Here is a 25,212-nt window from a genome sequence, read left to right as displayed (position 1 = left end):
GAAAACTGCGTCAGCCGCCGATAGAAGCCAGATGCGGCGTCATACCCGTAATGCCATCCTGCAGGTAATGACTGACTGATTTTTCTGTCAGTCCCCCCCGGATTCTGGCGATCAGAGCATCATGCTGATTATCGCTTGCCAGTAAATCACGCAGCTCAACACCATGATCACCAAAAAGACAAAGATGCAGCTTACCCCGCGCCGATACTCTCAAACGGTTACAGGTGGTACAAAAGCCTTTTTCATACGGCATGATCAGGCCAATCTCGCCCAGATAATCTGGATGATAGAAAACCTGTGCCGGACCGTCATTCAACCCGCGGGGTTTAAGTAGCCAACCATTGGCTATCAACGTATTACGAATACTGACACCGGACACATGGCGCTGTTTGAACAGCTCATCCATCTCTCCTGTCTGCATCAGTTCAATGAAGCGAAGCTGAATCCGGCGATCTTTTATCCATGCCAGAAACTGCGGTAGCTGCTCGGCATTCATGCCTTTGAGCAGCACAGTATTCACTTTGATCTGCTCGTAGCCGGCTTCAAAGGCTGCATCGACACCCCGCATTACCTGGTGAAACAGATTTTCACCCGTAATGAGATGGAACTGGCGGGGATCCAGGCTATCGACACTGACATTAATATTTGTCAGCCCGGCCTGGCGCCATTGATGAACTTGCTTCTCCATCCGGTATCCATTGGTGGTGGTTGCCACTTTTTCGATACCAGGCTGTGAAGCAACAGTATGGATGATGTCGGTAAAATCCCGCCGCAAGCTCGGTTCACCGCCGGTGATCCTTACTTTGGTGGTGCCGCAGTCAGCAAAGGCCGACGTGACACGGCGAATCTCGTCCAGGGTAAGGAAAGAGGGCTTTTTCCCATGCTCAGGATGATAGCCATCAGGCAGACAGTAAGTACACCTGAAGTTACAGACATCAGTGATTGACAGGCGCAAATAATAGAATTTGCGCTGGTAGTTATCTTCAAATTGTTTCGCCACGGAACACCTTTCCAAATACGGGAGGCCAGCTCATTTCTGAACTCACCCTGAGTGAAACCAGCACAGGCCGGTCACTGGCGACACCCTCTTATCATGGACGATTCCGTTATGCCTTCATGACTTAGAAGAGAGTCGCTCGGAGTTTTGATGGCAGTTATGCGTCAGAATATTTTACAAAGAATTTTCACACTCTTCACAGAAAACACACAACAGCGTTGTAATTTCACATTACCAGAGTTTAGCTCTGATTGACAAATAATTGAGAATTACCTTTTTAAGTCTACCCCTAGCCCACAGAAGCGACAATACTACTAAGGAGTAGTCTCTTTTATCTGAGCGGATGTAGGCAGGGAGGGGTTATGTCGGACATTGTAGAATCTGCAACCGTTGAAGACATTGCTTTGTATCTACAACGGGAAGAAGGGATTGATGCCCATCTTGCCCGCAGTCAGGCCAAGCAGGTCATAGACAGCTTTACCGATATGAGAAGCAAAGGGTTAATCAAGGGCTGGTATTTTGACGAGCAAAATCATTTAGAACTGTTACCCAGTGATGCTGCAATGAAAATCATCGCTAATCATAAGTAGGATCGCCGCAAACAGTTATGCTACCTGTTCATGCAATTTGCAGAGGGATATTTGCAATTTGCAAAGCGATTTGCATTTCAAAACGATGGCAAATTTATGACAGAGCTATACTGCATATGAAAATCCGGCATCCAATTTGCAGTAGGTATGTTAAGCAACGTCGATGAGACCAAAGACCAACTAAAATGAAAAAATTGGAGCCGACAATGAGTGACATGATCCCACTGATATTTCAACAGCGTCACATCCTGCCAGGCGGTCGGATCCCAGTGCGTATCCCGCCGGGCAGCCAGATGGAGACATTCAAAGTTGCCCTGGCATCTGACAATGGCTTCGGCATCTGCATGTTCGATGAGGACGAACATGGTCAGCATTTTTGTTACATAGGTACGCGAGTGACTGTCGAAGATTTTGACATTTCAAGTCAGGATGGCGCTTTGATCGCGACCTTATACGGACACAGTAATTTCCGGATAAAATCGCTAAATCAAGCTGACAATGGCGTGTTTTATGCTGATCCTGAAGACATTCCCCAGTGGCCTGATATGACACTGCGCGATGATCAGCAACCACTGGCTGAAAAACTTCAGGTAATGTTTAACAATCACCCTGAGTTGGACAAGCTGCATCAGACGAAATACCTGAATAATCTCAGTTGGTTATGCCAGCGCTGGCTTGAATTACTGCCACTGCCGGCATTTCAGAAACAGGCCTTACTGACAGCGCCAAATTGCCTGAATACATACGACTATCTTCAGAGCATCATGCAGCAAAACCACTGATCATTGTTCGCCAGCCCGCACTGAAATCAGTGCGGGCTGCACATTTTATTCCACTGCAGCGGAATGCCACTTTCCCACTCGCCCGCCCTTGGGTACACTTTCCATTCAGCACACTATTCAATAACGAGCATTCCTTAACCTATGAGCAGCCATGTATCTCCAACCTCTGCCAGAATTGTCGCTATCGGCGGTGGTCACGGCCTGGGGCGAATTCTGTCTTCCCTTTCCTGCTTTGGTTCTCATGTCACAGGCATAGTGGCGACCACTGACAATGGCGGCTCTACCGGGCGCATCAGGGCATCCATGGGCGGCATTGCCTGGGGAGATACCAGAAACTGTATCAATCAGTTAATCACTGAACCGTCTATTGGCTCAATGTTATTTGAATACAGATTCAGAGGTAATGGCGATCTGAACGGACATAATCTTGGCAATCTCATTCTGACTGCTTTAGACAACTTATGTATTCGTCCACTTGAAGCCATTAACCTGATCCGGGAAATCCTGCACGTGGAGACTCAGATCCTCCCGATGTCAGAACATCCGACGGATTTGGCAGCCTGGTTACCCGACGGCAATATCATTAGCGGTGAAACCAGTATTGATGAGCTGCAACAAATCCCGAAGCGCCTGTTTATCGAGCCTTCCGTGCCCGCGACTAAAGAAGCGTTAATAGCAATAAAAGAAGCGGATCTTGTCTTGCTTGGACCGGGTAGTTTTCTGACCAGTATCATGCCGCCACTGCTGTTAAATGACCTCGCCTATGAACTGAAAATCTGTAATGCACCCGTTTATTTCATAGCCAATCTCGATAAAGAAAAAGGGCCGGCAGGCAGTATGTCACTGGAAACTATGTTGTACTGGTGCGAAAGGGCGATGGGGGGAAGAAAAATTGACGGTGTTTTATCGGACAAACACAGGCCAGAGCTGAACGAAAGCTATGACCAGGTGGTTGGGGAGTTTGCCTCCCGCAACCATGAATGGCGCCATGACCGGCAGAAGCTAAAAAATGCGGTTGAAAGCCTCCTGATCCGACGCTAAATGCCGGTACTGTTGCGCCATGTCGCCCACTAACTGTTGCAGCTCTGGTAAGTGATCGTTGACCCAGGACTCTTGTCCCTGCTTAACTCTCGATTCGCACTCCTGAGCCATTTGGGCTAATTCATCAGCCCCAAAACTGGCGGCGCTGCTTTTTATCGCATGACTAATCTCCCGGATTTGCATCACGCTGGGCTGCTCAGTTAATTGCTGTAAATATTGCTCTAACTCGCCGCTGAAAACTTCAAGCAAGAGTGCAACAGTTTCCTGGCCAACTTCAACAGCCAAGCGTTTTAATGTTGCTTCATTAATAATGGCAGTCATTTATTCTTTCTCCCTTTGACTACTCTCGGCCTCTTGCCAAGCCTGTAATTTTCTATAGATAGTAGATGGGCTGACTTCCAGTAAACCGGCAGCTCTGGGGATATTCCCGTCACAGGCTGCGATTGCTGACTGTATTGTTCGCTTCTCTACCTTCCACAATGGTTCAATCTGACTGGGACTCGCAACGGACAAACTATCCAAACTGTGGATAACCGTTCCAGGTTCCGGTAAAGATGATGTGGACACAGCACTAACTGATGCAATTTCAACGCCAGAAACTTGCCTGAGGGATGGAGGGAGCATCTGAACGAGTACTTCTTCGCCATCATTGAGCACAACAATGTTGCGGATAACGTTTTGCAACTCACGCACATTCCCGGGCCAGGTGTGCTGACGGAAGCGTTCAATTACATCTGGTGAAAAACGGCTAAAGCGCTTCCCTTCTTCCACCGAGATATGCCCCAGCAAAGCATGAGCAATTTCAATAACATCGTCGCTGCGATCACGAAGCGGCGGCAAACTGATAGGAATAACATGCAGGCGGTAATACAGGTCTTCACGAAACCGCCCTTGTTTAACTTCTTCCCAGGGATTGCGGTTGGTGGCGCAAACAAAACGAACATCAACCGAGCTGGTTACGGAAGAACCCACCTTCTGAAACGTGCCAGTCTGAATAAACCGTAGCAATTTGCTTTGCAATTCCAAATCCATTTCGCAAAGCTCGTCCAAAAACAAGGTGCCTTTGTTGGCCAGCTCAACAGCGCCTTGTCTTTCTGTCAGCGCACCGGTAAACGCGCCTTTTACATGGCCGAACAATTCACTTTCAATCAGTTCTTTGGGTATAGCCGCACAGTTCAGTGCAACAAACGGGCAATTGGCGCGCGGACTCGCGGCATGAACGGCTTCAGCACACACTTCTTTGCCTGTGCCACTCTCACCGGTTATAAATACCGTCGCTTTACTCGATGCTGCGGATTCTATAACGCGATACACCGCCTGCATTGGCAGACTGGTCCCGATAAACCCTTGATATTGTGCGCCCTGAGTGACTGACATTGCTTTATTGTCGTTTTTGTCATTTTTCAGGGCATTGTTCACCGTGATGCGCAGCCGATCCGCTTCGCAGGGTTTGATCAGGAAATCTTTAGCGCCATAACGCATCGCTTCCACGGCCACATCAATGGAGCCATGGGCCGTCATGATCACCACGGGCAACTTAGGGTGATGCTTACGTACCTGCTCAAGCACCGTCATGCCTGTCATGTCAGGTAATCGTAAATCTAACAGTACCAGCTCAGGCACCGAGTCTTTCATTGCTGCCAGAGCTTCCGCACCGGTACCGACTATTTTGACGTCTAACCCTAACGGATTAAGGTAGGATTTATACAAGGCCGCAACTGATGCAGTATCTTCTACCATCAGTACTTGTCGTGCTTTCAGCTTGTTATCCATTTATCCTCCGACGCAGTTTCCCTGATCTAATTGTAATCACTGGAAAAAATTACTGCCTGCTGACTTTTGTATTATCGGCCATTTACCATTTCGCATTGCAAATCGGTTTGCAAAATGCAAAAAACTATCTCTAGTATAACTTTTTTGTGCAGACATGGTGACCAGAAATCCCAAATAATCACTTTCCGAGGCACTTTAAAAAGTTGGCACGCTTGCTGCATTAATATAACCGACTCTGATAGAGTCAACCTAGCCAACTGACGTTGTTTGTGGAATATTTCACTTAAACAATGATGCCAACCGAACGATTTACGGTTGGCTTTTTTTTGGCTGCGTTTCAGTGGAAGGGTCGCAGGAAGCCACCCTCAGACTGGGAGGCCCTTTCAGCTGTTAGCGATGAACTGCTCGCGAAGCGAATGAATTTGATCACGTAGCTGTGCCGCTTTCTCAAATTCCAGTTCCTGTGCCATATCATACATTTGCGCTTCCAGTTTCTGGATCTCAGTTTCCAGTTCCTGCGGAGACATCAGGTTATAGCTACCCCGGCGTTCCGCCACTTTATGTAACTGCTCCGCTTTACTGGCTCGGCGTGTACGTCCTTTACCCAGTTCCATGATATCCGCAACTTGCTTATTCAGAGCCTTAGGTTCGATACCTCTTTCCCTGTTATACGCATCCTGCTTTTCCCGGCGCCGTTCGGTTTCAGACATTGCACGCTGCATTGACCCCGTGATGCGGTCGGCATAAAGAATGGCTTTACCCGACAGGTTGCGTGCAGCCCGGCCAATGGTCTGAATCAGTGAACGCTCAGAGCGCAGAAAACCTTCTTTATCGGCATCCAGAATGGCCACCAAAGACACTTCCGGCATATCCAGACCTTCTCGCAGCAGGTTAATCCCGACCAGCACATCAAATTCACCCAAGCGTAAATCACGAATGATCTCGACCCTTTCGACAGTATCTATGTCTGAATGCAGGTATCTGACCCTGACGCCATGCTCATCCAGGTATTCAGTAAGATCCTCGGCCATACGTTTGGTCAGGGTGGTCACCAGCACCCGCTCATTGATCGCTGCACGGAGCCGGATTTCCGACAACAAATCGTCAACCTGCGTAGAAACCGGTCTGACTTCAATGATTGGGTCCAACAATCCTGTCGGACGGACAACCTGCTCCGCAATATCATTACCGGATTTATTTTTTTCATAATCGCCGGGCGTGGCAGAGACATAAATCGTCTGAGGCGCCAAAGACTCGAACTCTTCAAACTTCAAAGGCCGGTTATCAAGGGCGGAAGGAAGGCGGAAACCGTACTCAACAAGATTTTCCTTACGGGAACGGTCTCCTCTGTACATAGCGCCGATCTGGGAGACAGTCACGTGCGACTCATCAATAATCAGTAAGCCGTCAGGCGGCAGATAATCAAAAAGCGTTGGCGGCGGCTCGCCTTCGGCACGGCCGCTGAGATAGCGTGAATAGTTTTCGATACCAGAGCAAAAGCCAAGCTCATGCATCATCTCCAGATCAAACTGCGTGCGCTGAGCAATTCGCTGCTCTTCCACCAGCTTATTATTGTCAATAAGCTGCTGACGACGAATAGCCAGATCGACTTTGATTTTTTCAACCGCCTCAAGGATACGTTCGCGAGGCGTAACATAGTGGGTCTTAGGATAGATAGTCGCCCGCGGCATATCTTTTTGAATGATCGCGCCGGTCAGCGGGTCAAACCGGCTGATGCAATCCACTTCATCATCAAACAGCTCAATACGAATCGCGTCATGATCGGATTCAGCAGGAAAGATATCGATCACCTCGCCTCTTACCCTAAAGTTGCCACGCTCAAAGGCAAGATCATTGCGTGTATACTGCAGTTCCGCCAACCGTCGCAGAATATCTCGCTGATCCAGCATGTCGCCACGCCGCACATGCAACATCATTTTCAGATAAGAGTCTGGATCGCCCAAACCATAGATAGCCGATACAGAGGCAATAATCACCACATCCCGGCGCTCCATTAACGCTTTCGTAGCGGATAAACGCATCTGTTCGATATGCGCATTCACAGAAGAATCTTTTTCTATGAAGGTGTCCGTAGAAGGAACATATGCCTCTGGCTGGTAATAATCGTAGTAAGAGACAAAATACTCAACCGCATTATCAGGAAAGAACTCTTTCATTTCCCCGTAAAGCTGCGCCGCCAAAGTCTTATTAGGTGCAAGTATCAGAGTCGGCCTGTCGGCGCTGGCAATGACATTTGCCATAGTAAATGTTTTCCCTGAGCCAGTGACACCCAGCAGGGTTTGGTGTGCCAGACCGGAATCCAGACCTTCCAATAACTGTTGTATGGCTGTCGGCTGATCCCCGGCCGGGGCAAATGCAGAAGCCAGATTGAAGGATTTACTCATGACACCATCCGAAAAGTTCAGGTAATAGGATCTGATTCCATTGTGAGGCCACCGATATACTTGTCAACCAAGAAAGGTGAAATCAGCTATTGACCCAGACAAAATGTCGACGTAACATCATGCGCCTCAGTGACCTCCCTGCTGACTGATCACTGTCAAAAAAGTGATAGTTGATGTCAAATTTCCAGCTAAATTATACGCACTGCGAATAGATCACCATCCACAGCTTATCCTCAAACAGCATTTTTTCATTCACAGTCTCCTGATTATGAAATCTGATGTAGAGCTAAAAATCTAATTTGATTTTTTCAGCTTTATCGTTTTCTTTCTTGCTCCTCTGAAACAGCAGCTTATCTGCTCACTATGATATCGATTACAAATAGATTACTCAGAAAGGAAGAGCTCCGGTTTGCCGTTTACCCGACCACAATCAACACAGTTATCCACAGTTTCCGTGGATAAGTAGCCCAACCCCTTGTCTCTTCTGGTTTAGCAAAGATCAAGTCATTTTTTCCTGTTCTGACGCGAGACTATTTGGGAGCGATTTACGCCTCAATTCGGCTAAAAGAACAACAAACTTGAAAAACCCTTTGGCTGAGGAGTTGTTATAGCCGTCACAAAGGCAGATAATGTACCGCTCACTGGCAAGCATAAAAAAGTTGGTATGACGGAATACCTGTTACTTCTGATCGGCACCGTACTGGTCAACAACTTCGTTTTGGTCAAATTTCTGGGACTCTGCCCGTTTATGGGGGTGTCTAAAAAACTGGAAACCGCCATTGGTATGGGGCTCGCCACGACGTTTGTTCTCACACTCGCCTCTGTGAGTGCGTATTTGGTCGAAGCTTACATTTTGCAGCCTTTAGGCATTCAGTACCTGCGCACACTCAGCTTTATTCTTGTGATTGCGGTCGTCGTTCAGTTCACAGAAATGGTGGTACACAAAACCAGTCCGACACTGTATCGGTTACTGGGCATTTTTCTGCCCTTAATCACGACCAACTGTGCCGTGCTGGGTGTTGCTCTGCTCAATATCAATGAACGTCATAATTTCATTGAATCCGTGGTGTACGGATTTGGCGCCGCTGTCGGTTTTTCTCTGGTGCTCGTGCTCTTTGCTGCCATGCGTGAACGTATCGCGGCTGCCGATGTCCCCTCACCATTTAAAGGCGCATCCATTGCTATGATAACGGCGGGGCTGATGTCGCTCGCCTTTATGGGCTTCACCGGACTGGTTAAACTGTAATTATGAGCGGAATCTTAATTGCCATTATAGCTATCGCTGTCCTTGCTGCGATTTTTGGCCTGATCCTGGGCTTTGCCGCTGTTCGCTTCAAAGTTGAATCGGATCCAGTTGTTGAACAAATCGATGCCATCCTGCCACAGACCCAATGTGGTCAGTGCGGCTATCCGGGCTGTCGTCCTTATGCCGAGGCGATAGCCAATGGCGATGAAATCAACAAGTGCCCTCCGGGTGGACAGGCGACCATAGAAAAGCTGGCCGATTTAATGGGTGTTGAAGTCAAAGATTCAGCCCATGACGCAGAAAAAAGCATTAAAAAGGTGGCCTTTATTCATGAGGACATGTGTATCGGCTGTACCAAGTGTATCCAGGCCTGTCCGGTTGATGCTATCGCAGGTGCAACAAAAGCCCTGCATACCGTTATCAAAGATGAATGTACTGGCTGTGATCTCTGCGTTGCCCCCTGCCCGACGGATTGCATTGAGATGATCCCGGTTGAATCTACGCCTGAAAGCTGGCGCTGGAATCTGGATCAAATACCCGTGGTCAATCTTCCTGCCACTGAGCACCACGGTAATAAGGTAGAATAACCGTCATGCTGTCTATTATTGAACAACTCAAATTAGGAAAGCTTTGGGATTTTCCGGGTGGTATCCATCCGCCAGAACAAAAAAAACTCTCAAACCAAAGCCCGGTTTCAGCAGCCTTTTTACCGGATGAGCTGGTCATTCCGCTTAAGCAACACCTGGGCGCAGTCGGTAGTCTGTCTGTTGCTGTGGGTGATAAGGTGCTGAAAGGCCAGGCGCTGACGCATACCGATGTCGCTCTGAGCGTACCGGTACATGCACCAACATCGGGTGTCATTGCTGCCATTGAGGCAAGAACCATAGCCCACCCTTCCGGCTTATCTGATCGCTGCATCATCCTCAAACCCGATGGAAAAGACAGTTGGGGCACTAAAAACACCATTACCAACTACCTTGAAAGCGAACCGGCTGATCTGATTGAGCATATCCGCAGCTGTGGTATTTCCGGTATGGGCGGCGCTGGCTTTCCTACCGCGCGCAAGCTGCAAAGCGCGTCAGGTAAAACGGATCTGTTGATCATTAACGCCGCGGAATGTGAGCCTTATATTACAGCCGATGACCGTCTCATGCAGGATTATGCCGATGAGATTGTGGAAGGTATCCGCATCATCAGTTATATCCTCAAACCCAAAATGACCGTCATCGGGATTGAAGATAATAAGCCGGAAGCGATTGCAGCACTGACTCAGTCGGTAAAAGAGCAAGACAGTATACTAATCCGAGTGATCCCGACCAAATACCCGTCGGGTGGTGAAAAACAGCTGATCAAAATTCTGACCGGAAGAGAAGTCCCAACTCAGGGGATCCCGGCGGATATTGGCATTATGATGCAAAATATCGGCACGGCGCACGCGATAAAGAAAGCCGTCATTGACGGCGAACCGCTTATTCAGCGTGTGGTGACGATAACGGGCCAGACCGTCAGTACTCCCTGTAATACCTGGGCTTTACTTGGCACTCCTGTGCAGGCATTGCTCAATCGCTATGGCTATAAAATCGACAAAAAACAGCCTCGCGTAATTATGGGCGGCCCTATGATGGGCTTTACCTTACCGCATACTGAAGTCCCCATCACCAAAACGGCTAACTGCATACTTGCGCCAAGTCGCAAAGAGCTCAGTGCGCCGGGCGATGAAATGTCCTGTATCCGTTGTACTGCCTGTGCAGAAGCTTGCCCGGTTTCCCTGTTACCCCAGCAATTACAGTGGTATGCCAAAGACGGCGATTATGACAAATGTGAAGAATATAATCTGTTCGACTGCATAGAATGCGGGGCTTGCGCCTATGTTTGCCCCAGCGAAATTCCTCTTGTTCACTATTACCGCCAGGCCAAAGCGGAAATCCGCCACAGGAAACAGGATGCATTAAGTGCCGAGCGTGCCAAGCAGCGCTTCGAGGCCAAAAACGCCCGGATGGAACGGGAAAAAGAAGAACGTGAGCAACGCTTCCAGAAAGCGGCTGAGCAACGCCGTAAAGACATGGCAGCCAAAGGAGGCGATGATGCCGTGGCCGCTGCGATTGCTCGGGTAAAAGCGAAAAAAGAAGCGGATGCCGGTACTGAGGTGAAACCTGCCGTGGCCGCCGCGATTGCCAAAGCCAAAGCCAAGCAGGCTGAAGCGCAGGCAAAAGCACAATCAGCTGCACCGGGTGACACGGCCCTGCCAGACAACAGTGAAATGGCAAAACTGCGCGAAGAGCGTAAACGGCAGGCCCGGGAACAGAAAGCGGCCAAAGCCGCGGCTGAAGCTGATGCGCCGGTAGCCGCGCCTGAAGCAGAAGCAGCCAGGCCGTCAGAGGGCGACCCGAAAAAAGCGGCGGTCGCGGCCGCCATTGCCCGCGCTAAAGCCCGTAAAACGGCGCAAGCGGCTGAATCGCAGGCTGAACCACAAACTGATAAACCGGCTGATGCAGTAGCAGACGAGCAGGCAATAACTGACGCTCAGGCCGATCCGAAAAAAGCCGCGGTTGCAGCAGCCATTGCCCGCGCCAAAGCCCGTAAAGCGGCCCAGGCAGCAGAATCGCAGGCTGATAAACCGACTGAAGCTGCGCCAGACGAGCAGGCAACAGCAGACACTCAGGCCGATCCGAAAAAAGCCGCGGTTGCAGCAGCCATTGCCCGCGCCAAAGCCCGTAAAGCGGCCCAGGCAGCAGAATCGCAGGCTGATAAACCGGCTGAAGCCGCGCCAGACGAGCAGGCAACAACTGACGCTCAGGCCGATCCGAAAAAAGCGGCGGTTGCAGCAGCCATTGCCCGCGCCAAAGCCCGTAAAGCGGCGCAAGCGGCTGAGAAAGAAGCCGCTGAGAAGAGTGCGGATAACAACAACAAACCCAACGAGGAAAACAAGTAGTGGCTTTTAATATTGCCAGTTCTCCCCATGCACACAGCCGTCGCAGCACCAATGACATCATGCGAAATGTCATTCTCTGCTGCGGCCTTGGATTTGCCGCTCAGTGGTATTTTTTCGGATGGGGTGTTGTCTTTCAGGTTTTATTCGCAGGATCGCTGGCTGTACTGGCTGAATGCCTTGTCCTGACAATACGTAAACGCCCTCTTCGTCAGGTTCGGGACAACAGCGCGTTATTGACCGGGATTCTGCTGGGTCTGTCCATACCGCCTCTGGCACCGTGGTGGATAGCCGTTATTGGTATTTTCTTTGCCATCATAGTTGCCAAACACCTGTACGGTGGACTGGGGCAGAACCTGTTTAATCCGGCCATGGTCGCTTATGTGGTGCTGTTGATCTCCTTCCCGGTTCCTATGACATCCTGGCTGCCGCCGGCTTCAATCAGTGATCATCCGGTGACTCTGATGGAAAGCCTGCATGTGATCTTTACCGGATTTACTGCAGATGGCTTCAGTGTCCACCAGCTGCGTAACGGTATTGACGGCGTGACTATGGCCACGCCGCTGGATACCCTTAAAACATCAATGAAAGCGGGCTTTACCGCATCAGAAGCAATGGAAAGCCCGGTCTTTGGTGCGCTGGCGGGAATCGGTTGGACCTGGGTCAATCTGGGTTTCTTTCTCGGCGGTTTAGTACTGCTGAAGCTACGGATTATTCAATGGCAGATTCCGGTCGCCATGCTTTCGGCTCTTTTCGTGATCAGCTTTCTGGGGTACATAATCAGTCCGGATGGTGCGGCGTCTCCCTTGATTCACCTGTTTTCAGGGGCGACTATGTTAGGGGCCTTTTTCATAGCCACGGATCCCGTTTCCGCATCCACCACCCTGCGCGGACGCCTTATTTTCGGTGCCATGATTGGTATTCTGACCTACCTGATCCGCACTTTTGGTGGTTTCCCGGATGGCATTGCCTTTAGCGTACTCTTGGCCAATATGTGTGTTCCGCTGATCGATTACTACACCCGTCCGCGGACTTACGGTCATTCCTAGGAGCGCCCATGATACTGAAAAACATGAAAAAAAACGGTGGTATTCTGGCTATTTCAGCTTTGCTTGCCACTGCCCTGGTCGCCCTGACGCATCAGGTCACCGCGTCGCGTATCCAAGAGCAGGAACAAAAGCAACTGCTGCAGGTGCTCAACCAGGTAATCCCGAAAGAGAATCATGACAACGAGCTCTACAAGAGCTGTATTCTGATCAGCGATCCGGCGTACCTTGGCACCAGCGAGCCGATGCCAGCCTATCTGGCGACCAAAGACGGTCAACCGAATGGTGTTGCCATTGAAGCCATCGCGCCGGATGGTTATAGCGGTGCCATTAAGGTGATTGTCGGGCTGGATATGACAGGTACAGTCACCGGGGTACGCGTACTGGCGCACCAGGAAACACCGGGACTGGGCGATAAAATTGACACTCGGATCACTGACTGGATTTACAGCTTTACCGGACGCAAACTTAACGGTGAGAAAGACGCTGCCTGGGCTGTACGTAAAGACGGCGGTGACTTCGATCAGTTTACCGGCGCCACTATTACCCCGCGCGCCGTGGTGAATGCCGTTAAGCGAGTGTCGCTGTATTTTAACCAGCATCAGGATACGCTGTTTACTCAACCGGCTAACTGCGAAGGAGCCTGAGCAAAATGAGTTCAACGCCAAATAACGAACTGATGGCTAACGGGCTGTGGCACAACAACCCGGCTATCGTGCAGCTACTGGGATTATGCCCGCTGCTGGCAGTCTCAGCCACGGTCACCAACGCCCTTGGACTGGGCATTGCCACTACTCTGGTGTTAGTGGGTTCTAACCTGATTGTGTCTCTCATTCGGGAGTGGGTGCCAAACGAAGTCCGCATTCCGATCTTTGTGATGATCATTGCGGCGCTGGTCACCTGTGTCCAGTTGCTGATGAACGCTTACACATACGGTCTGTTTTTGTCCCTGGGGATCTTTATCCCTCTGATAGTGACCAACTGCATCATCATTGGTCGCGCCGAATCATTTGCCTCAAAAAATGCACCTATGCCAGCCGTGATTGACGGGCTCTGGATGGGGCTGGGCATGACATCTGTACTGGTGGTGTTGGGTGCAGGACGTGAGATTCTAGGCAACGGCACCTTGTTTGACGGGGCCGACCGGCTGCTGGGTGACTGGGCGTCGGTGCTGCGGATAGAAGTCTTCAGCACAGAGAACAATTTCCTGCTGGCGATGCTGCCACCGGGCGCCTTTATTGGTGTCGGCTTCCTGATTGCCCTAAAGAACATTATTGACAAAAAGCAGGCAGAGAGAACACAGAGCGCAGAGAAAAAACCCGAGATCGAGCGGGTTCGTATTACCTCTGCGAACTGATTTTTACGAGCCTTTCATTATGATGAAAGCTCAGCAACATTGATCTCGGTAATTGGCATTCCCTACAATTTCTATCTGTGCCAGTAACCTGCCCTGCCGAACTTAGGAAGCGAGCATGAACAATCAGAAACGCGTTCAAATCCTTGAGCGATTGCGGGCTAATAACCCGCACCCGGAAACGGAACTTCACTGGAGCAACCCGTTTGAATTGCTGATAGCCGTATTGCTGTCAGCGCAGGCAACCGATGTCAGCGTCAACAAAGCCACCGCCAGGCTGTATCCTGTTGCCAACACACCGGAAGACATGCTGGCGCTGGGGGTCGAGGGTGTAAAAGAGCACATCAAGACCATAGGTCTGTTTAATTCTAAAGCTGAAAATGTCATCAAAACCTGCCGAATTCTGGTTGAGAAGCATGGCGGTGAAATCCCTGAAAACCGTGAAGCGCTGGAAGCCTTGCCGGGCGTCGGCCGTAAAACCGCCAATGTCGTGCTCAATACCGCTTTTGGCTGGCCGACTATCGCTGTTGATACCCATATCTTCCGTGTGTCCAACCGCACCAAATTCGCCATGGGCAAGAATGTCGACGAAGTCGAACAAAAGCTGCTGAAAGTGGTGCCGAAAGAATTCAAAGTCGATGTCCATCACTGGCTGATCCTGCATGGACGTTACACTTGTGTGGCACGCAAGCCCCGCTGCGGTAGCTGCATTATTGAAGATCTCTGTGAATTCAAAGACAAAGTCTATCCCGCTGAATAAGCTCTACTCTGAGGAGAAAAAAATGGCAAACGGACGCATTCTGCACACCATGTTACGCGTGGGTGATCTTGACCGTTCTATCGCTTTCTACACAGACATCATGGGCATGAAGCTGTTAAGAAAGTCGGATAACGAAGCCTACCAGTACACCCTGGCTTTTGTCGGTTATTCGGATGAATCCGAAGGGGCAGTCATCGAACTCACTTACAACTGGGGCACCACTGAGTACGACATGGGCAACGCTTATGGCCACATCGCCATTGGTGTCGATGATATCTATACCACCTGTGAAGCCATTAAAGCTTCAGGGGGGAACGTTACCCGCGAACCGGGCCCGGTTAAAGGCGGTACAACGCACATTGCCTTTGTTCGCGATCCTGACGGCTATCAGATTGAACTGATTCAGCGCAGCTGATAAACCGGATAACACGAAACGCAAAGAGGGCAGAATAGTTTCTGCCCTCTTGTTACGCACGATCACAGTTACGCACGATAACACCGATGAGTGGCTATTCCACTTTGCCAAAATATTCCGTCACTTCCGCCCGGTAATTTTCTTCCTGATTACCAGTATCTATGACATCCACTGAGTAATACGGCATTTTCGATTCTTTCAGTTTGTCGACCACATTATCAGTCAGATTGTCTGCGCTGATAGAGCTGAACACCTCATAAGTGGTTGACCGATTCAGCCCCATCTCCTCTGCCTGCTCCTTAGTGATGAGCTGAGCCTGAGTCGCTGCCGCCACCTCTTCTTTCATTGTTTCTAAGCCGCTATTCACTATGTCTTTGTCATCCGCAAAGACGGAAGAAGCGGCGATCATTATCACCATAGCCAAGAGTTGCCGTTTCATTTTTTCACCACGCTTTTTCTATTGTTATGTCGGATCAACGATCCTTGCTTCTATCAATCTAGCGTGTTTTGGCTATCTCTCTTCTTCAATAATGAGAACTGGTATAAGTAGATGACTCGCCACTATTGATAATGAGAAACGATCTCATTATTATTTAATAAATACAGGAGGAAACCACATGTCATTTACTTTCCCAGCATTACCCTATCCCTATGATGCGCTCGAACCCTATATTGATGCCAAAACCATGGAAGTGCACCACAGCCGTCATCATAAAACCTACTTTGAAAAATTCATCAGCGCCATTGAAAACACCAATCTCGAACAACTCACCCTTAAAGACATTTTTTCACGGGTTTCCGAATTCAGTCCTGCGGTCAGAAATCACGGCGGGGGCTACTACAACCACAACCTCTACTGGCAGTGCATGTCACCCAATGGTGGCGGACAGCCTGTCGGCCTGCTGGCAGAAGCGATTCGATGCCACTTCGGCAGCTTTGATGAGTTTAAAACCGCCTTTTCAGACGCCGCTGCAGCTCACTTCGGCTCAGGTTTTATCTGGTTGTCTGTCACTGGCGGGCGACTGGAGATTTCCTCAACCTCTAATCAGGACAATCCCCTGATGGATGTGGTGGAAAACCGCGGTACTCCAATCCTGGCACTCGATGTGTGGGAACATGCTTATTACCTGACGTACCAGAATAAGCGTCCCGACTACATCAGTGCCTGGTGGCAGGTGGTTGACTGGGATCAGGTAGAACAACATTACCTGGATGCACTTCATCAATAAGAAGGAAATGTACTCATGAATGTGTCACGGTGGGAAATGCACACCTTGCTGGCAGCAGAAGCAGAGAAAGACCATAAACCCATGATGTCAGTGATCCATTATCAGCTTGCTCTGTCTGAATCGCAGCAATTGGAACCTGTCGATGGGAGTCTGGATGAGCTGGAAGAATTGCTGGCCATTAAAGTGACTGCCTGTCACAACATGGCCAGTTTTTGGCGAAAGCAGGGAGACGGCGACTACGAGCTGAAATATCTGCAACTGGCATCCGAACAGATTATGGCGCTGATTCCACAATGCCCGAACCGTGACTGTGAAGCCTTCATCAGCTCTTTGGGTTGCTGTAAGTCAGCGCTGATCGATTTTCTAAAACGCCACCCTAACCCCAAAGTGGCAAAACAGGTGGCGCATATCACCACCAGCAACCAGTGTGAGCTTATTGCCAGGTTCCGCTTGCAATGAGCACTCTATTCCCTCATTCGCGATCACGTGAATGAGGGAATACCGAATCACATCAGGCTGGAAGTCCGGCCCATGGAAATCACAACACGCCTGTTTTTATTGCGCCCCAGCGGAGTACTGTTATCCGCAATTGGACGTCGCTCACCAAACCCCTGAACTTCTATCCGATCTTTAGGCAGACCCAAAGAGACAAAATACTGCTCCAGCTTTTCTGCACGGCGCTCTGATAAAGACTGGTTGGTATTTTTTCCGCCAGAGGAATCACTGTAAGTCGCGACCAGGATCAGATCGATGTCCTGACTGTACTTAATAAAATCCGCAATTTGCGCCAGACGCTTCTGTGAGGCTTTGTTCAGCTCATCGCTGTTTTTATCGTAATGCAGCACAGTAAAAGAGATATCCTCAAAATTATAAGGCAGCAGATTGGCCAGACAGGTACTGAAAGTCTTATAACCCGCACTGAATGCCACTGCAGACAGGCCGACTTCAATCCTTTCGTTTCTGTGCTGCCAGTCCTGATAACTGAAGGTAGGTATTTTCCCCTCTTCGAGTTCCGACAACATGTTCCATGCCATCTGCCCGCCCACATAACCGTCAAACTGCTTAAAGAATTTCAGTCGCGTCAACGGTTCAGCCGCATCACCGGGCCGCCATCGCGGAGGCATAGACACCAGGCTGACATTACTGGTCTGTCCCAGCGGGCGACGCATTTTCAGTTCAAAATCAAGGTTCATTTTTTTACTGGCACGGGATGTAAACTGCGCCTGACCAAAATTCGGGATGGCATGCTGCAACTGACATTCCAGAGGCGTATCAACCACCATCTCCCAGGTAGATTCCCCGGGCGTCGCAACATAATATTTTCCTGCCCAAGCTGGCGAACAGGCACCCATCAGCGCTAAAGACCAAGCCCCCAGCTTCAATGGCAACGTCATTTTTATCATCCCGGTATAACCTACTTGCAAGTACTGGGTATTGTATCGGATTTTGTCGCAAAATCTTTAGCCGCAGTTTATCTTTCTGACAACCTCCCAGTATCAGTGCCCTGCCGTCATACCTTAGCGGCAAGGGTTTAGCTTCTGAACCAGATCTGACATAATGCTGGCCTCATTTTTATCAGCAACATTATCATGAGCCAAGAAAACACATTAAATACCCTGAAAAGTCGCTTTCGTGGTTTCTTTCCTGTCGTTGTAGATGTAGAGACGGCCGGTTTCAATGCCAACACTGATGCCCTGCTTGAAATTTGTGCTGTCACCCTGACCATGGACGAAGAAGGATGGCTCAAACCTGCCAGCACACTGCATTTTCACATTACGCCTTTTGAGGGTGCGGTTATCCATCAGGAAGCATTGGATTTTAACGGTATCAAAGATCCGTTCAGCCCGTTACGTGGCGCGGTGACGGAAGAAGAAGCCCTGAAAGAAATCTATAAAGTCATACGGAAAGAACAAAAAGAAGAAGGCTGCTCCCGCGCCATCATGGTAGCGCATAATGCGAACTTTGATCACAGCTTCGTCATGGCCGCCTCTGAAAGGGCCAAGCTAAAGCGCATTCCCTTTCATCCTTTTGCCACATTTGATACCGCGGCACTGAGTGGCCTGGCGTTCGGTCAGACGGTGCTGGCTAAAGCCTGTGAAACAGCGAATATTCCATTTTGTAACAAAGAAGCGCATTCAGCTCTCTATGACACCGAACGAACCGCAGAATTATTTTGTGAGATCGTTAACAAATGGAAAAAATTAGGTGGATGGCCAGTCGCGGCACTTCAAACAGAAGAAGAAGCCTAAGGTCAGACCTGAAACACGAACACTCATCAGACCTCCTACCAAAGCCCAGCCATGCTGGGCCTTTTCATAAAAATGAAACAAACGTCCGAAATTAATCAAACATGAGTTTAAAACACAGATAAATAATACACCGTACAAATAGCCTTACTACACCTCAAACGCCCTGTTACATATGGTTAACATTGGCGTAGCGAATCCTTATACTCCGAGTCTACAAGCTGATTCACCATTCTTTCATGGATTGAAGAACGCGAAGCATATCAATAATAAACAACAAGAGAGGCAGCAGAATGTCCAAAAGATTTCATGTAACCGCACTCGCCGTGGCCGCCGCGCTGACATCCCTCCAGGCGCAAAGTGCTGGTTTCCAGGTAGCTGAACACTCCGCCAGCGGTTTAGGCCGGGCTTTCGCCGGTGAAGCCGCGATTGCCGATAACGCCGCAGTGCTGGCCCGTAACCCCGCCGCATCGACCATGTTCAAGCAGCGCGCCCTTTCGGGTGGCTTAAGCATTGTTGACCCGGCAATCGATGTCGACAGCGTTAATCGTGACCAAAAAGCCAATGACATTGCACCTCCGGGCTTTGTTCCTGCCGGTTACTATATTCAGCCGATCAACGACAAGCTGGCGTTTGGTCTGGCCCTGTTTTCTAACTACGGTGTCACCACAGATTACGATCCCTCTTTCCATGCAGGTTCATCTGCGGGCGAGACGTCACTAATTACTGTGAATTTCAACCCAAGTATTGCTTATCGTGTAAACAAGCAACTGAGCCTGGGCGCAGGTGTCAGCGCAATTTATGGTTCAGCCGAGTTGAATCGCTTCTTAGGTGATCTCGCAGTATTTATTCCGGGCGCAGATCCAAGTGATAAGAGCGTCAATATGGAAGGTGATACCTGGGGATTTGGCTGGAACGTGGGAGCATTGTTTGAACTGAACGATAACAACCGCTTTGGCCTCAGCTACCGCTCACAGACCGATATGGACTTTGAAGGTGATTTTACCGACTACACAGGCCGTATCACTGGCTCTCCCAACAACACTGTACCGGGTGACTTAACCGTGGTGCTTCCTGCTATTGCTGAATTTTCCGGTTTCCATCAACTGAACAATCAGTGGGCGGTCCACTATAGCGTGCAATGGACACAATACAGCAAATTTGAAGAGCTGCGCGCAACAGGGGATCAATGCGTACCAGGATACGACGGCAGCGCAGGTCTGTGTTTGCTGAAAGATGAAAAGTATGACGACACCTTCCGTTATGCGATTGGTACAACCTATAACATCAACACAGAATGGACAGTACGCGGTGGCTATGCCTTTGATGAACAGGCTGGTAAACCAACCCTGAGCATTCCCGATACCGACCGTAACTGGTTTACAGCAGGTGCGACGTACAACTACAACGCAAATCTGTCGTTTGATGCCGGCATCGCTTACCTGATCGCCGATGAACTGACTTTCACCGAAGACGGCGACACCTTTGAGTCCAGTGGCGGCGCGATTATCGCTTCCGGCCAGGTGAACTACAGCTTCTAAGCCAATCGCTCTCAGTTGAACAGAATTTAGGGATAAAATATGAACAAAAAATTACTTGCCCTGCTGGTTGCATCCAGCTTCTCACTTTACGGTTGTGGTGACGAACAAGGCCTGAGCGGTACGCCGACTATCGATCCGGATATTAAAAACAGCCTCAATGCCGAAACAAAAATTGCGTTTGATCTGATTTCGGACCCCAACAATCCAGTGATCATCAAGCCAACCTTCCTGGCAATGGATCAAAAAGACGGGACATTGAGTGTCGACGATTCAGCAAGCAACCCTGCTAATCTTGCCGATCCTCAAGTCGCACTGGGCAAAGCTGATGGCTGGAGCACCACACAACCAATTGTGATTGACTTCACCGGAAACGATTTAGATGCCAACACCGCTGCCAACGGATTCGTGCTCATCAAATCAGGCGATCCAACAAACAGCGCCGACAGTACGCAACCCGTTCAACTGTCTGCTGCCGATGGTGACTTCATGGTCCGCGTCTCGGGTAAGACACTAACTGTATTACCATTGAAACCTCTGGATCCGGCCAGTAACTATATGTTCGCTGTAACCAATGATCTAAAGGATGCCAAAGGAAATCCAGTTGGTATGACCAATACGTATGCCGGCCTGAAGTCCAATGGCAGCGTACCATCAGAAAAGTTGGTGCCAGCTCAGGCAATCACCCACGCAGTTGAGCAAACCATTGCAGTAACGACAGGTGTTGCGCAGAACAAAATCATTTACTCCAGCTGGTTCACAACTACATCTGCTGGCGATGTTCTGTTTGCTACCAAAGGTGCCATTGCGCTAGCCGCACAGGCCATTGGTAAAGGCGGTACTGCCAATGCTGTCTGGAAAGGGACGGCGAACCCGAATAATGTCGATACAACGGGAATGTTTACTTTCACAGCCCCAACAGCCCTTGACATCACTGGCCTAGTACCTGCAGCGGTACAGACGCTTTATTCCACTATTGGCCTGACAACCCATGAAGGGACAGTTTCGATCCCCTACTTCCTCAACAAATCAGACGCTAATGATGCCTGGATGACCACTCCGTGGCAGAGCGGCATGCCAAGTCTGGCGAAAATCACCCACGTGCTTAAAAACGGAACAGATGCTGATAAAGCTGCAATAGCCCAACAATTAGCTGCACTGACACCATCAATCTCGACAACTGATCTGGCAATGGTTCGCAGTGATGCAGACATCCAGAAGAAGGTCATTTCCGCTTTAACCGGGGCCAAACTGACCTTAGCTAATGGCAGTCAATTAGACCCTGAGCGTCTCATCACCCAGTACAGTCCGATTCCTCAGCTAAAATCGATGGAGAGTGTGCCTTATACACTGGTCATGCCAGCATTGGCAAACTGTGGCACAGAACTCACGAATCAGACAGGTATCCCAGTCACCATGTACCAACATGGTATTACCGGTAATAAGGATTCTGTTCTGGCATTAGCACCCGGCATTATCGACGATAAGTGCATGGCAATGATTGCGATCGACCATCCATTACATGGCTCACGCGGCATCAAAGACAGTGGCGATAATGTTGTGCATGTAACCAGTCAATCAACACCAGATGTTTACATGAACCTGGCTTATCTGAACGTGGCGCGAGATAACTTCCGCGAATCCATCATTGATACGCTCAGTTTACGTACTGCGCTTGGCTTACAGTTCCAGATGAATCAAGCTGGTTCACCAAACCCGACAGCACCACTCACTTTGCTTTCACCGGTGGATAAAACAGGCAATCTGGTTGGTGTGAGTTACATCGGGCATTCTCTGGGTGCAATGACGGGTATTGGTTTCACGGCCACAGCCAATAAGCCAGTGACCACAGACACCGCTCTGGAAGCTGGCGCGTTTACTGTTAACCGTGCTGAGTATGCAAACCCAGGCGCCGGAATCGCTTATCTGTTGCTGAATTCCGACAGCTTTGGCCCATTGGTGAAAAGTAAACTCTTGGCGAGCAGAAACGAGCTATACAAAACCTATAGTCAGAGTGCCTGCATAACCCCTGAAACAGCACAAACCTGCTTTGATACTTTTGTAACAACTAAGATGAACGAGGCGCAACGCACTGAACTGTTTACTGAAATTGCTCTGTTCGCTTATGCGGCACAGTCTGTTCTAGATACCGTGGACCCGATCAACTTGATTGGTCAGGTTTCGGATGAGACACAGCAGTATATGACTATGGTGGTTGACGACAGCGTGATTCCAAACGGTCTGAATCCACAAACGGATGTTATCTATTCACCGTTTGGCGGTACACTGCCATTGATCAACAGCGGCTTCGAACAGTTTGAAAATACTGTATCAAGTGTCACTAAATCTGCAGGCATCTTTGTCAGCGGCAATCACAGTTCGATTGCAGATCCAGCCGCTGACCCTGCAACCACAACCGAAATGCAAGCGCAGGCAAAAACCTTCCTGACCGAAGGAAACATCACAGTGAGTAACTCCAGCCTGATGACAACCATGCCATAACACCTGCTGTTATCTCTCAAGTTCCAAAGGCCAGCTCCGCTGGCCTTTTTTATCTTTACTGAATTGCCTTTGCATAACAAAAAACCTATCCCGAATCGCTTTGAACAACCTGATCGAGTCAGCATCAGACAGCCGTTCATTTGTATTCTGATTTACCTTCCACTATATCCGGCTAAAAATCCCACCCTGAGCACAGTTTTTTCTCGACATGTAAGAAATTTTCAGCAAACTAGACGGCCTGCACATTGCAGCCTGAATAGCATGATTATTCAGTTATGCAATAACACAACTATCAATGGAAAGTCGTTTTATGAATCCTGTCGTTATTTCCGTCTGCGTCATGCTGGTGCTGGCGCTGATGCGAGTCAACGTCGTGGTCGCACTGACCTTCAGTGCCATCCTCGGCGGACTTGTCGGAGGGCTCTCCCTCACAGATACCATCTCTGCCTTCGAGGGCGGATTGGGTGGCGGTGCTACCACAGCATTGAGCTATGCCATGCTGGGCACCTTCGCCGTTGCCATTTCCCGTTCGGGTATTACGGATGTACTGGCACAAAAAGTCATCAAACGTATCAGCGGCCATCATAATGCGGCAGCGGCGACCGGGGTGAAGTACTCAGTGCTGACCATTCTGCTGCTGCTGTCTATTTCATCGCAGAATGCGATTCCGGTGCACATTGCTTTCATCCCTATTGTGATTCCCCCTTTGCTGCATGTGTTCGCCAAACTTAAGCTGGATCGCCGCCTGATTGCCTGCGTACTGACCTTTGGTCTGGTGACACCTTACATGGTGCTGCCTGTGGGCTTTGGCGGTATTTTCCTCAATAACATTCTGCTGAAAAACCTGCATGACAATGGGCTGAATGTCGCCGCCAGCCAGGTGCCTTATGCCATGATTTTGCCGGCGGCAGGCATGCTGTTTGGCCTGCTGCTGGCCACCTTTGTCAGCTACCGCAAACCACGGGAATATTCTGAAGCGCAAATCCTGGCCAGCGAACCGGAGCACGCTGAGATCAACATGCAGCATGTTTATGTGGCCATGATTGCTATCGCGGCCGCTCTGGGCATTCAGCTGTACAGTGGTTCGATGATCATCGGTGGTCTGGCCGGTTTCATGGTGTTTACCCTTGCCGGTGTGATCAAATGGAAAGATACCCATGACGTGTTCACCAAAGGCGTGCACATGATGGCAATGATAGGTTTCATCATGATTGCGGCTGCCGGTTTTGCGGCAGTCATGAAAGCCACTGGCGGGGTGGAAACCCTGGTCAGTTCGCTGTCTCATGCCATCGGCGACAACAAAGCGCTGGCTGCCCTGCTGATGCTGGTGGTTGGCCTGCTGGTGACTATGGGCATAGGGTCATCGTTCTCGACCATTCCCATCCTGGCGACTATCTATGTGCCATTATGTCTGAGCTTTGGCTTCTCGCCGCTGGCGACTGTGGCGCTGGTCGGTACTGCTGCTGCACTGGGTGATGCCGGATCGCCGGCCTCGGATTCAACCCTGGGCCCGACAGCCGGTCTGAATGCTGACGGCCAGCACGAGCACGTGTGGGACACAGTTGTGCCGACCTTTATTCACTACAACCTGCCGCTGATAGCCTTTGGCTGGCTGGCTTCCATGATGCTGTAAGCCGCTCATTGTTTGGCAGAAACAGAAAGACCCCGCAGTGCGGGGTCTTTTTTTATCAGTACAGCAGCTTTCAGAAATTATTCTGCGGCTTCAGCACTGTCGCGACGCGCTGCGGCTTCTTTGATCAAAGGTTGCAGTTCACCTTTCTGGAACATTTCCAGAATAATGTCACAGCCGCCAACCAGCTCGCCTTCAATCCACAGCTGCGGGAAAGTTGGCCATTGCGCGTAAATTGGCAGTTCAGCACGGATATCCGGGTTTTGCAGGATATCAACGTAAGCAAACTTTTCACCACAAGCCATCAGTGCCTGAGAAGCCTGTGAAGAGAAACCGCAGCTCGGCAGTTTTGGTGATCCTTTCATGTACAGCAGAATTGGGTTTTCTTCGATCTGCTGTTTGATTTTGTCGATGGTTTCCATAGCTTCCTCTAACAACGTTAGCTTTATAGTAAGTGTGATACCCTCATTCTACTTTGTCACGGCAAGGAAAAAAACGCCTAATAAAAGTAAGGTTAAGACTTATACTTGTCTGAACGCTTGCTTACCATCTTCTGCTTGCAGCGACCTTTTTCATTCAGACTACTTTTAATAAAGAAAAAACTTGCTAAAATGATTTGCAAACACGCAAGCCTATCGCTTGTATACAATAACAAACACAGTTTGAAGTGATGCAGGCTGTTGCCTGCTAACGGAAGCAATGTCGTGGGTCTGCCCACACCATCAATAT

General features: G+C 49.6%; 24 protein-coding genes and 1 riboswitch. Of the genes, 17 read left to right on the top strand and 7 right to left on the bottom strand.

Translation table 11 applies throughout. The features are described 5' to 3' along the window. Window positions 1–10: 10 nt before the first annotated feature. Window positions 11–1,000: a GTP 3',8-cyclase MoaA gene (gene moaA, locus KCG43_RS01540; protein ID WP_192015151.1), complete on the bottom strand. Its 990-nt coding sequence runs from the start codon at window positions 998–1,000 to the stop codon at window positions 11–13. Next, a riboswitch (molybdenum cofactor riboswitch) is annotated at window positions 989–1,155 on the bottom strand. Its footprint overlaps the gene before it by 12 nt. 204 nt (window positions 1,156–1,359) lie before the next feature. Between moaA and KCG43_RS01535 the strand changes: the two genes are divergently transcribed. The 3 genes from KCG43_RS01535 to yvcK all read left to right on the top strand — a co-directional run bounded on the left by KCG43_RS01535 (window position 1,360) and on the right by yvcK (window position 3,410). Further along, entirely contained in the window at window positions 1,360–1,587 is a 228-nt protein-coding gene (locus KCG43_RS01535; RefSeq protein WP_027252790.1) for a hypothetical protein, read from the top strand. Window positions 1,588–1,793: 206 nt separating this feature from the next. Beyond that, entirely contained in the window at window positions 1,794–2,369 is a 576-nt protein-coding gene (locus tag KCG43_RS01530; protein ID WP_027252791.1) for an LON peptidase substrate-binding domain-containing protein, read from the top strand. A 141-nt stretch (window positions 2,370–2,510) separates the two neighbouring features. Beyond that, the gene (yvcK, locus tag KCG43_RS01525) at window positions 2,511–3,410 is read left to right on the top strand and encodes a uridine diphosphate-N-acetylglucosamine-binding protein YvcK (RefSeq protein WP_218382904.1); all 900 of its coding nucleotides are present in this window, start codon (window positions 2,511–2,513) and stop codon (window positions 3,408–3,410) included. On the opposite strand, the gene KCG43_RS01520 is transcribed toward yvcK, so the two are convergent. The 3 genes from KCG43_RS01520 to uvrB all read right to left on the bottom strand — a co-directional run bounded on the left by KCG43_RS01520 (window position 3,372) and on the right by uvrB (window position 7,588). Beyond that, window positions 3,372–3,731: an Hpt domain-containing protein gene (locus KCG43_RS01520; protein ID WP_192015149.1), complete on the bottom strand. Its 360-nt coding sequence runs from the start codon at window positions 3,729–3,731 to the stop codon at window positions 3,372–3,374. The two genes, yvcK and KCG43_RS01520, sit on opposite strands and share 39 nt — an antisense overlap. Next, window positions 3,732–5,183, bottom strand: coding sequence for a quorum-sensing sigma-54 dependent transcriptional regulator LuxO (gene luxO / locus KCG43_RS01515; RefSeq protein WP_255557816.1), 1,452 nt, complete (start codon window positions 5,181–5,183; stop codon window positions 3,732–3,734). A gap of 383 nt (window positions 5,184–5,566) precedes the next feature. After that, window positions 5,567–7,588, bottom strand: coding sequence for an excinuclease ABC subunit UvrB (gene uvrB / locus KCG43_RS01510; protein ID WP_192015148.1), 2,022 nt, complete (start codon window positions 7,586–7,588; stop codon window positions 5,567–5,569). Window positions 7,589–8,252: 664 nt separating this feature from the next. Between uvrB and rsxA the strand changes: the two genes are divergently transcribed. From rsxA to gloA, 8 genes are all read left to right on the top strand, one after another. Beyond that, entirely contained in the window at window positions 8,253–8,834 is a 582-nt protein-coding gene (rsxA, locus tag KCG43_RS01505; RefSeq protein ID WP_120511351.1) for an electron transport complex subunit RsxA, read from the top strand. Between the two features lie 2 nt (window positions 8,835–8,836). Beyond that, entirely contained in the window at window positions 8,837–9,421 is a 585-nt protein-coding gene (gene rsxB, locus KCG43_RS01500; protein WP_027252797.1) for an electron transport complex subunit RsxB, read from the top strand. Window positions 9,422–9,426: 5 nt separating this feature from the next. Further along, window positions 9,427–11,766, top strand: coding sequence for an electron transport complex subunit RsxC (gene rsxC / locus KCG43_RS01495; RefSeq protein ID WP_218382903.1), 2,340 nt, complete (start codon window positions 9,427–9,429; stop codon window positions 11,764–11,766). Further along, entirely contained in the window at window positions 11,766–12,812 is a 1,047-nt protein-coding gene (gene rsxD / locus KCG43_RS01490; protein WP_192015146.1) for an electron transport complex subunit RsxD, read from the top strand. Before rsxC ends, rsxD begins: the two co-directional genes overlap by 1 nt. Before the next feature lie 11 nt (window positions 12,813–12,823). Then, window positions 12,824–13,456, top strand: coding sequence for an electron transport complex subunit RsxG (gene rsxG / locus KCG43_RS01485; RefSeq protein ID WP_192015362.1), 633 nt, complete (start codon window positions 12,824–12,826; stop codon window positions 13,454–13,456). Window positions 13,457–13,461: 5 nt separating this feature from the next. Further along, complete coding sequence (locus KCG43_RS01480) at window positions 13,462–14,166, top strand: electron transport complex subunit E (RefSeq protein WP_192015145.1); 705 nt, start codon at window positions 13,462–13,464, stop codon at window positions 14,164–14,166. Between the two features lie 115 nt (window positions 14,167–14,281). Then, window positions 14,282–14,923 carry an endonuclease III gene (nth, locus tag KCG43_RS01475; protein WP_027252801.1) on the top strand — a complete coding sequence of 214 codons (642 nt, stop codon included), beginning with the start codon at window positions 14,282–14,284 and terminating at the stop codon, window positions 14,921–14,923. Window positions 14,924–14,945: 22 nt separating this feature from the next. Next, a complete protein-coding gene (gene gloA, locus KCG43_RS01470) occupies window positions 14,946–15,338 on the top strand; it encodes a lactoylglutathione lyase (protein ID WP_192015144.1) in 393 nt (130 codons plus the stop codon). Between the two features lie 94 nt (window positions 15,339–15,432). On the opposite strand, the gene KCG43_RS01465 is transcribed toward gloA, so the two are convergent. Further along, window positions 15,433–15,777: a hypothetical protein gene (locus KCG43_RS01465; RefSeq protein WP_192015143.1), complete on the bottom strand. Its 345-nt coding sequence runs from the start codon at window positions 15,775–15,777 to the stop codon at window positions 15,433–15,435. 178 nt (window positions 15,778–15,955) lie between these two features. Between KCG43_RS01465 and KCG43_RS01460 the strand changes: the two genes are divergently transcribed. Both KCG43_RS01460 and KCG43_RS01455 read left to right on the top strand, forming a co-directional pair. Beyond that, the gene (locus KCG43_RS01460; protein WP_218382902.1) at window positions 15,956–16,567 is read left to right on the top strand and encodes a superoxide dismutase; all 612 of its coding nucleotides are present in this window, start codon (window positions 15,956–15,958) and stop codon (window positions 16,565–16,567) included. A 15-nt stretch (window positions 16,568–16,582) separates the two neighbouring features. Continuing rightward, window positions 16,583–17,026, top strand: coding sequence for a DUF2753 family protein (locus KCG43_RS01455; RefSeq protein WP_161446505.1), 444 nt, complete (start codon window positions 16,583–16,585; stop codon window positions 17,024–17,026). A 47-nt stretch (window positions 17,027–17,073) separates the two neighbouring features. On the opposite strand, the gene KCG43_RS01450 is transcribed toward KCG43_RS01455, so the two are convergent. Continuing rightward, on the bottom strand, window positions 17,074–17,919 hold the full coding sequence (locus tag KCG43_RS01450) for an OmpA family protein (RefSeq protein WP_225445113.1): 846 nt from the start codon (window positions 17,917–17,919) through the stop codon (window positions 17,074–17,076). Window positions 17,920–18,156: 237 nt separating this feature from the next. Between KCG43_RS01450 and rnt the strand changes: the two genes are divergently transcribed. The 4 genes from rnt to KCG43_RS01430 all read left to right on the top strand — a co-directional run bounded on the left by rnt (window position 18,157) and on the right by KCG43_RS01430 (window position 24,486). Further along, complete coding sequence (rnt, locus tag KCG43_RS01445; protein WP_192015140.1) at window positions 18,157–18,816, top strand: ribonuclease T; 660 nt, start codon at window positions 18,157–18,159, stop codon at window positions 18,814–18,816. Window positions 18,817–19,106: 290 nt separating this feature from the next. Further along, on the top strand, window positions 19,107–20,354 hold the full coding sequence (locus KCG43_RS01440) for an outer membrane protein transport protein (protein WP_192015139.1): 1,248 nt from the start codon (window positions 19,107–19,109) through the stop codon (window positions 20,352–20,354). Window positions 20,355–20,393: 39 nt separating this feature from the next. Beyond that, window positions 20,394–22,853, top strand: coding sequence for a VolA/Pla-1 family phospholipase (locus KCG43_RS01435; protein ID WP_218382901.1), 2,460 nt, complete (start codon window positions 20,394–20,396; stop codon window positions 22,851–22,853). A gap of 310 nt (window positions 22,854–23,163) precedes the next feature. Continuing rightward, on the top strand, window positions 23,164–24,486 hold the full coding sequence (locus tag KCG43_RS01430) for a Na+/H+ antiporter family protein (protein ID WP_218382899.1): 1,323 nt from the start codon (window positions 23,164–23,166) through the stop codon (window positions 24,484–24,486). 77 nt (window positions 24,487–24,563) lie between these two features. On the opposite strand, the gene KCG43_RS01425 is transcribed toward KCG43_RS01430, so the two are convergent. Then, the gene (locus tag KCG43_RS01425) at window positions 24,564–24,905 is read right to left on the bottom strand and encodes a Grx4 family monothiol glutaredoxin (protein WP_027252810.1); all 342 of its coding nucleotides are present in this window, start codon (window positions 24,903–24,905) and stop codon (window positions 24,564–24,566) included. Window positions 24,906–25,212: the final 307 nt, after the last annotated feature.

The sequence above is a fragment of the Photobacterium sp. WH24 genome, from assembly GCF_019204055.1.
Lineage (GTDB): Bacteria > Pseudomonadota > Gammaproteobacteria > Enterobacterales > Vibrionaceae > Photobacterium > Photobacterium arenosum.
The sequence above is the reverse complement of the archived record's forward strand: the minus strand, read 5'-3'. Positions and strand labels throughout refer to the sequence as shown.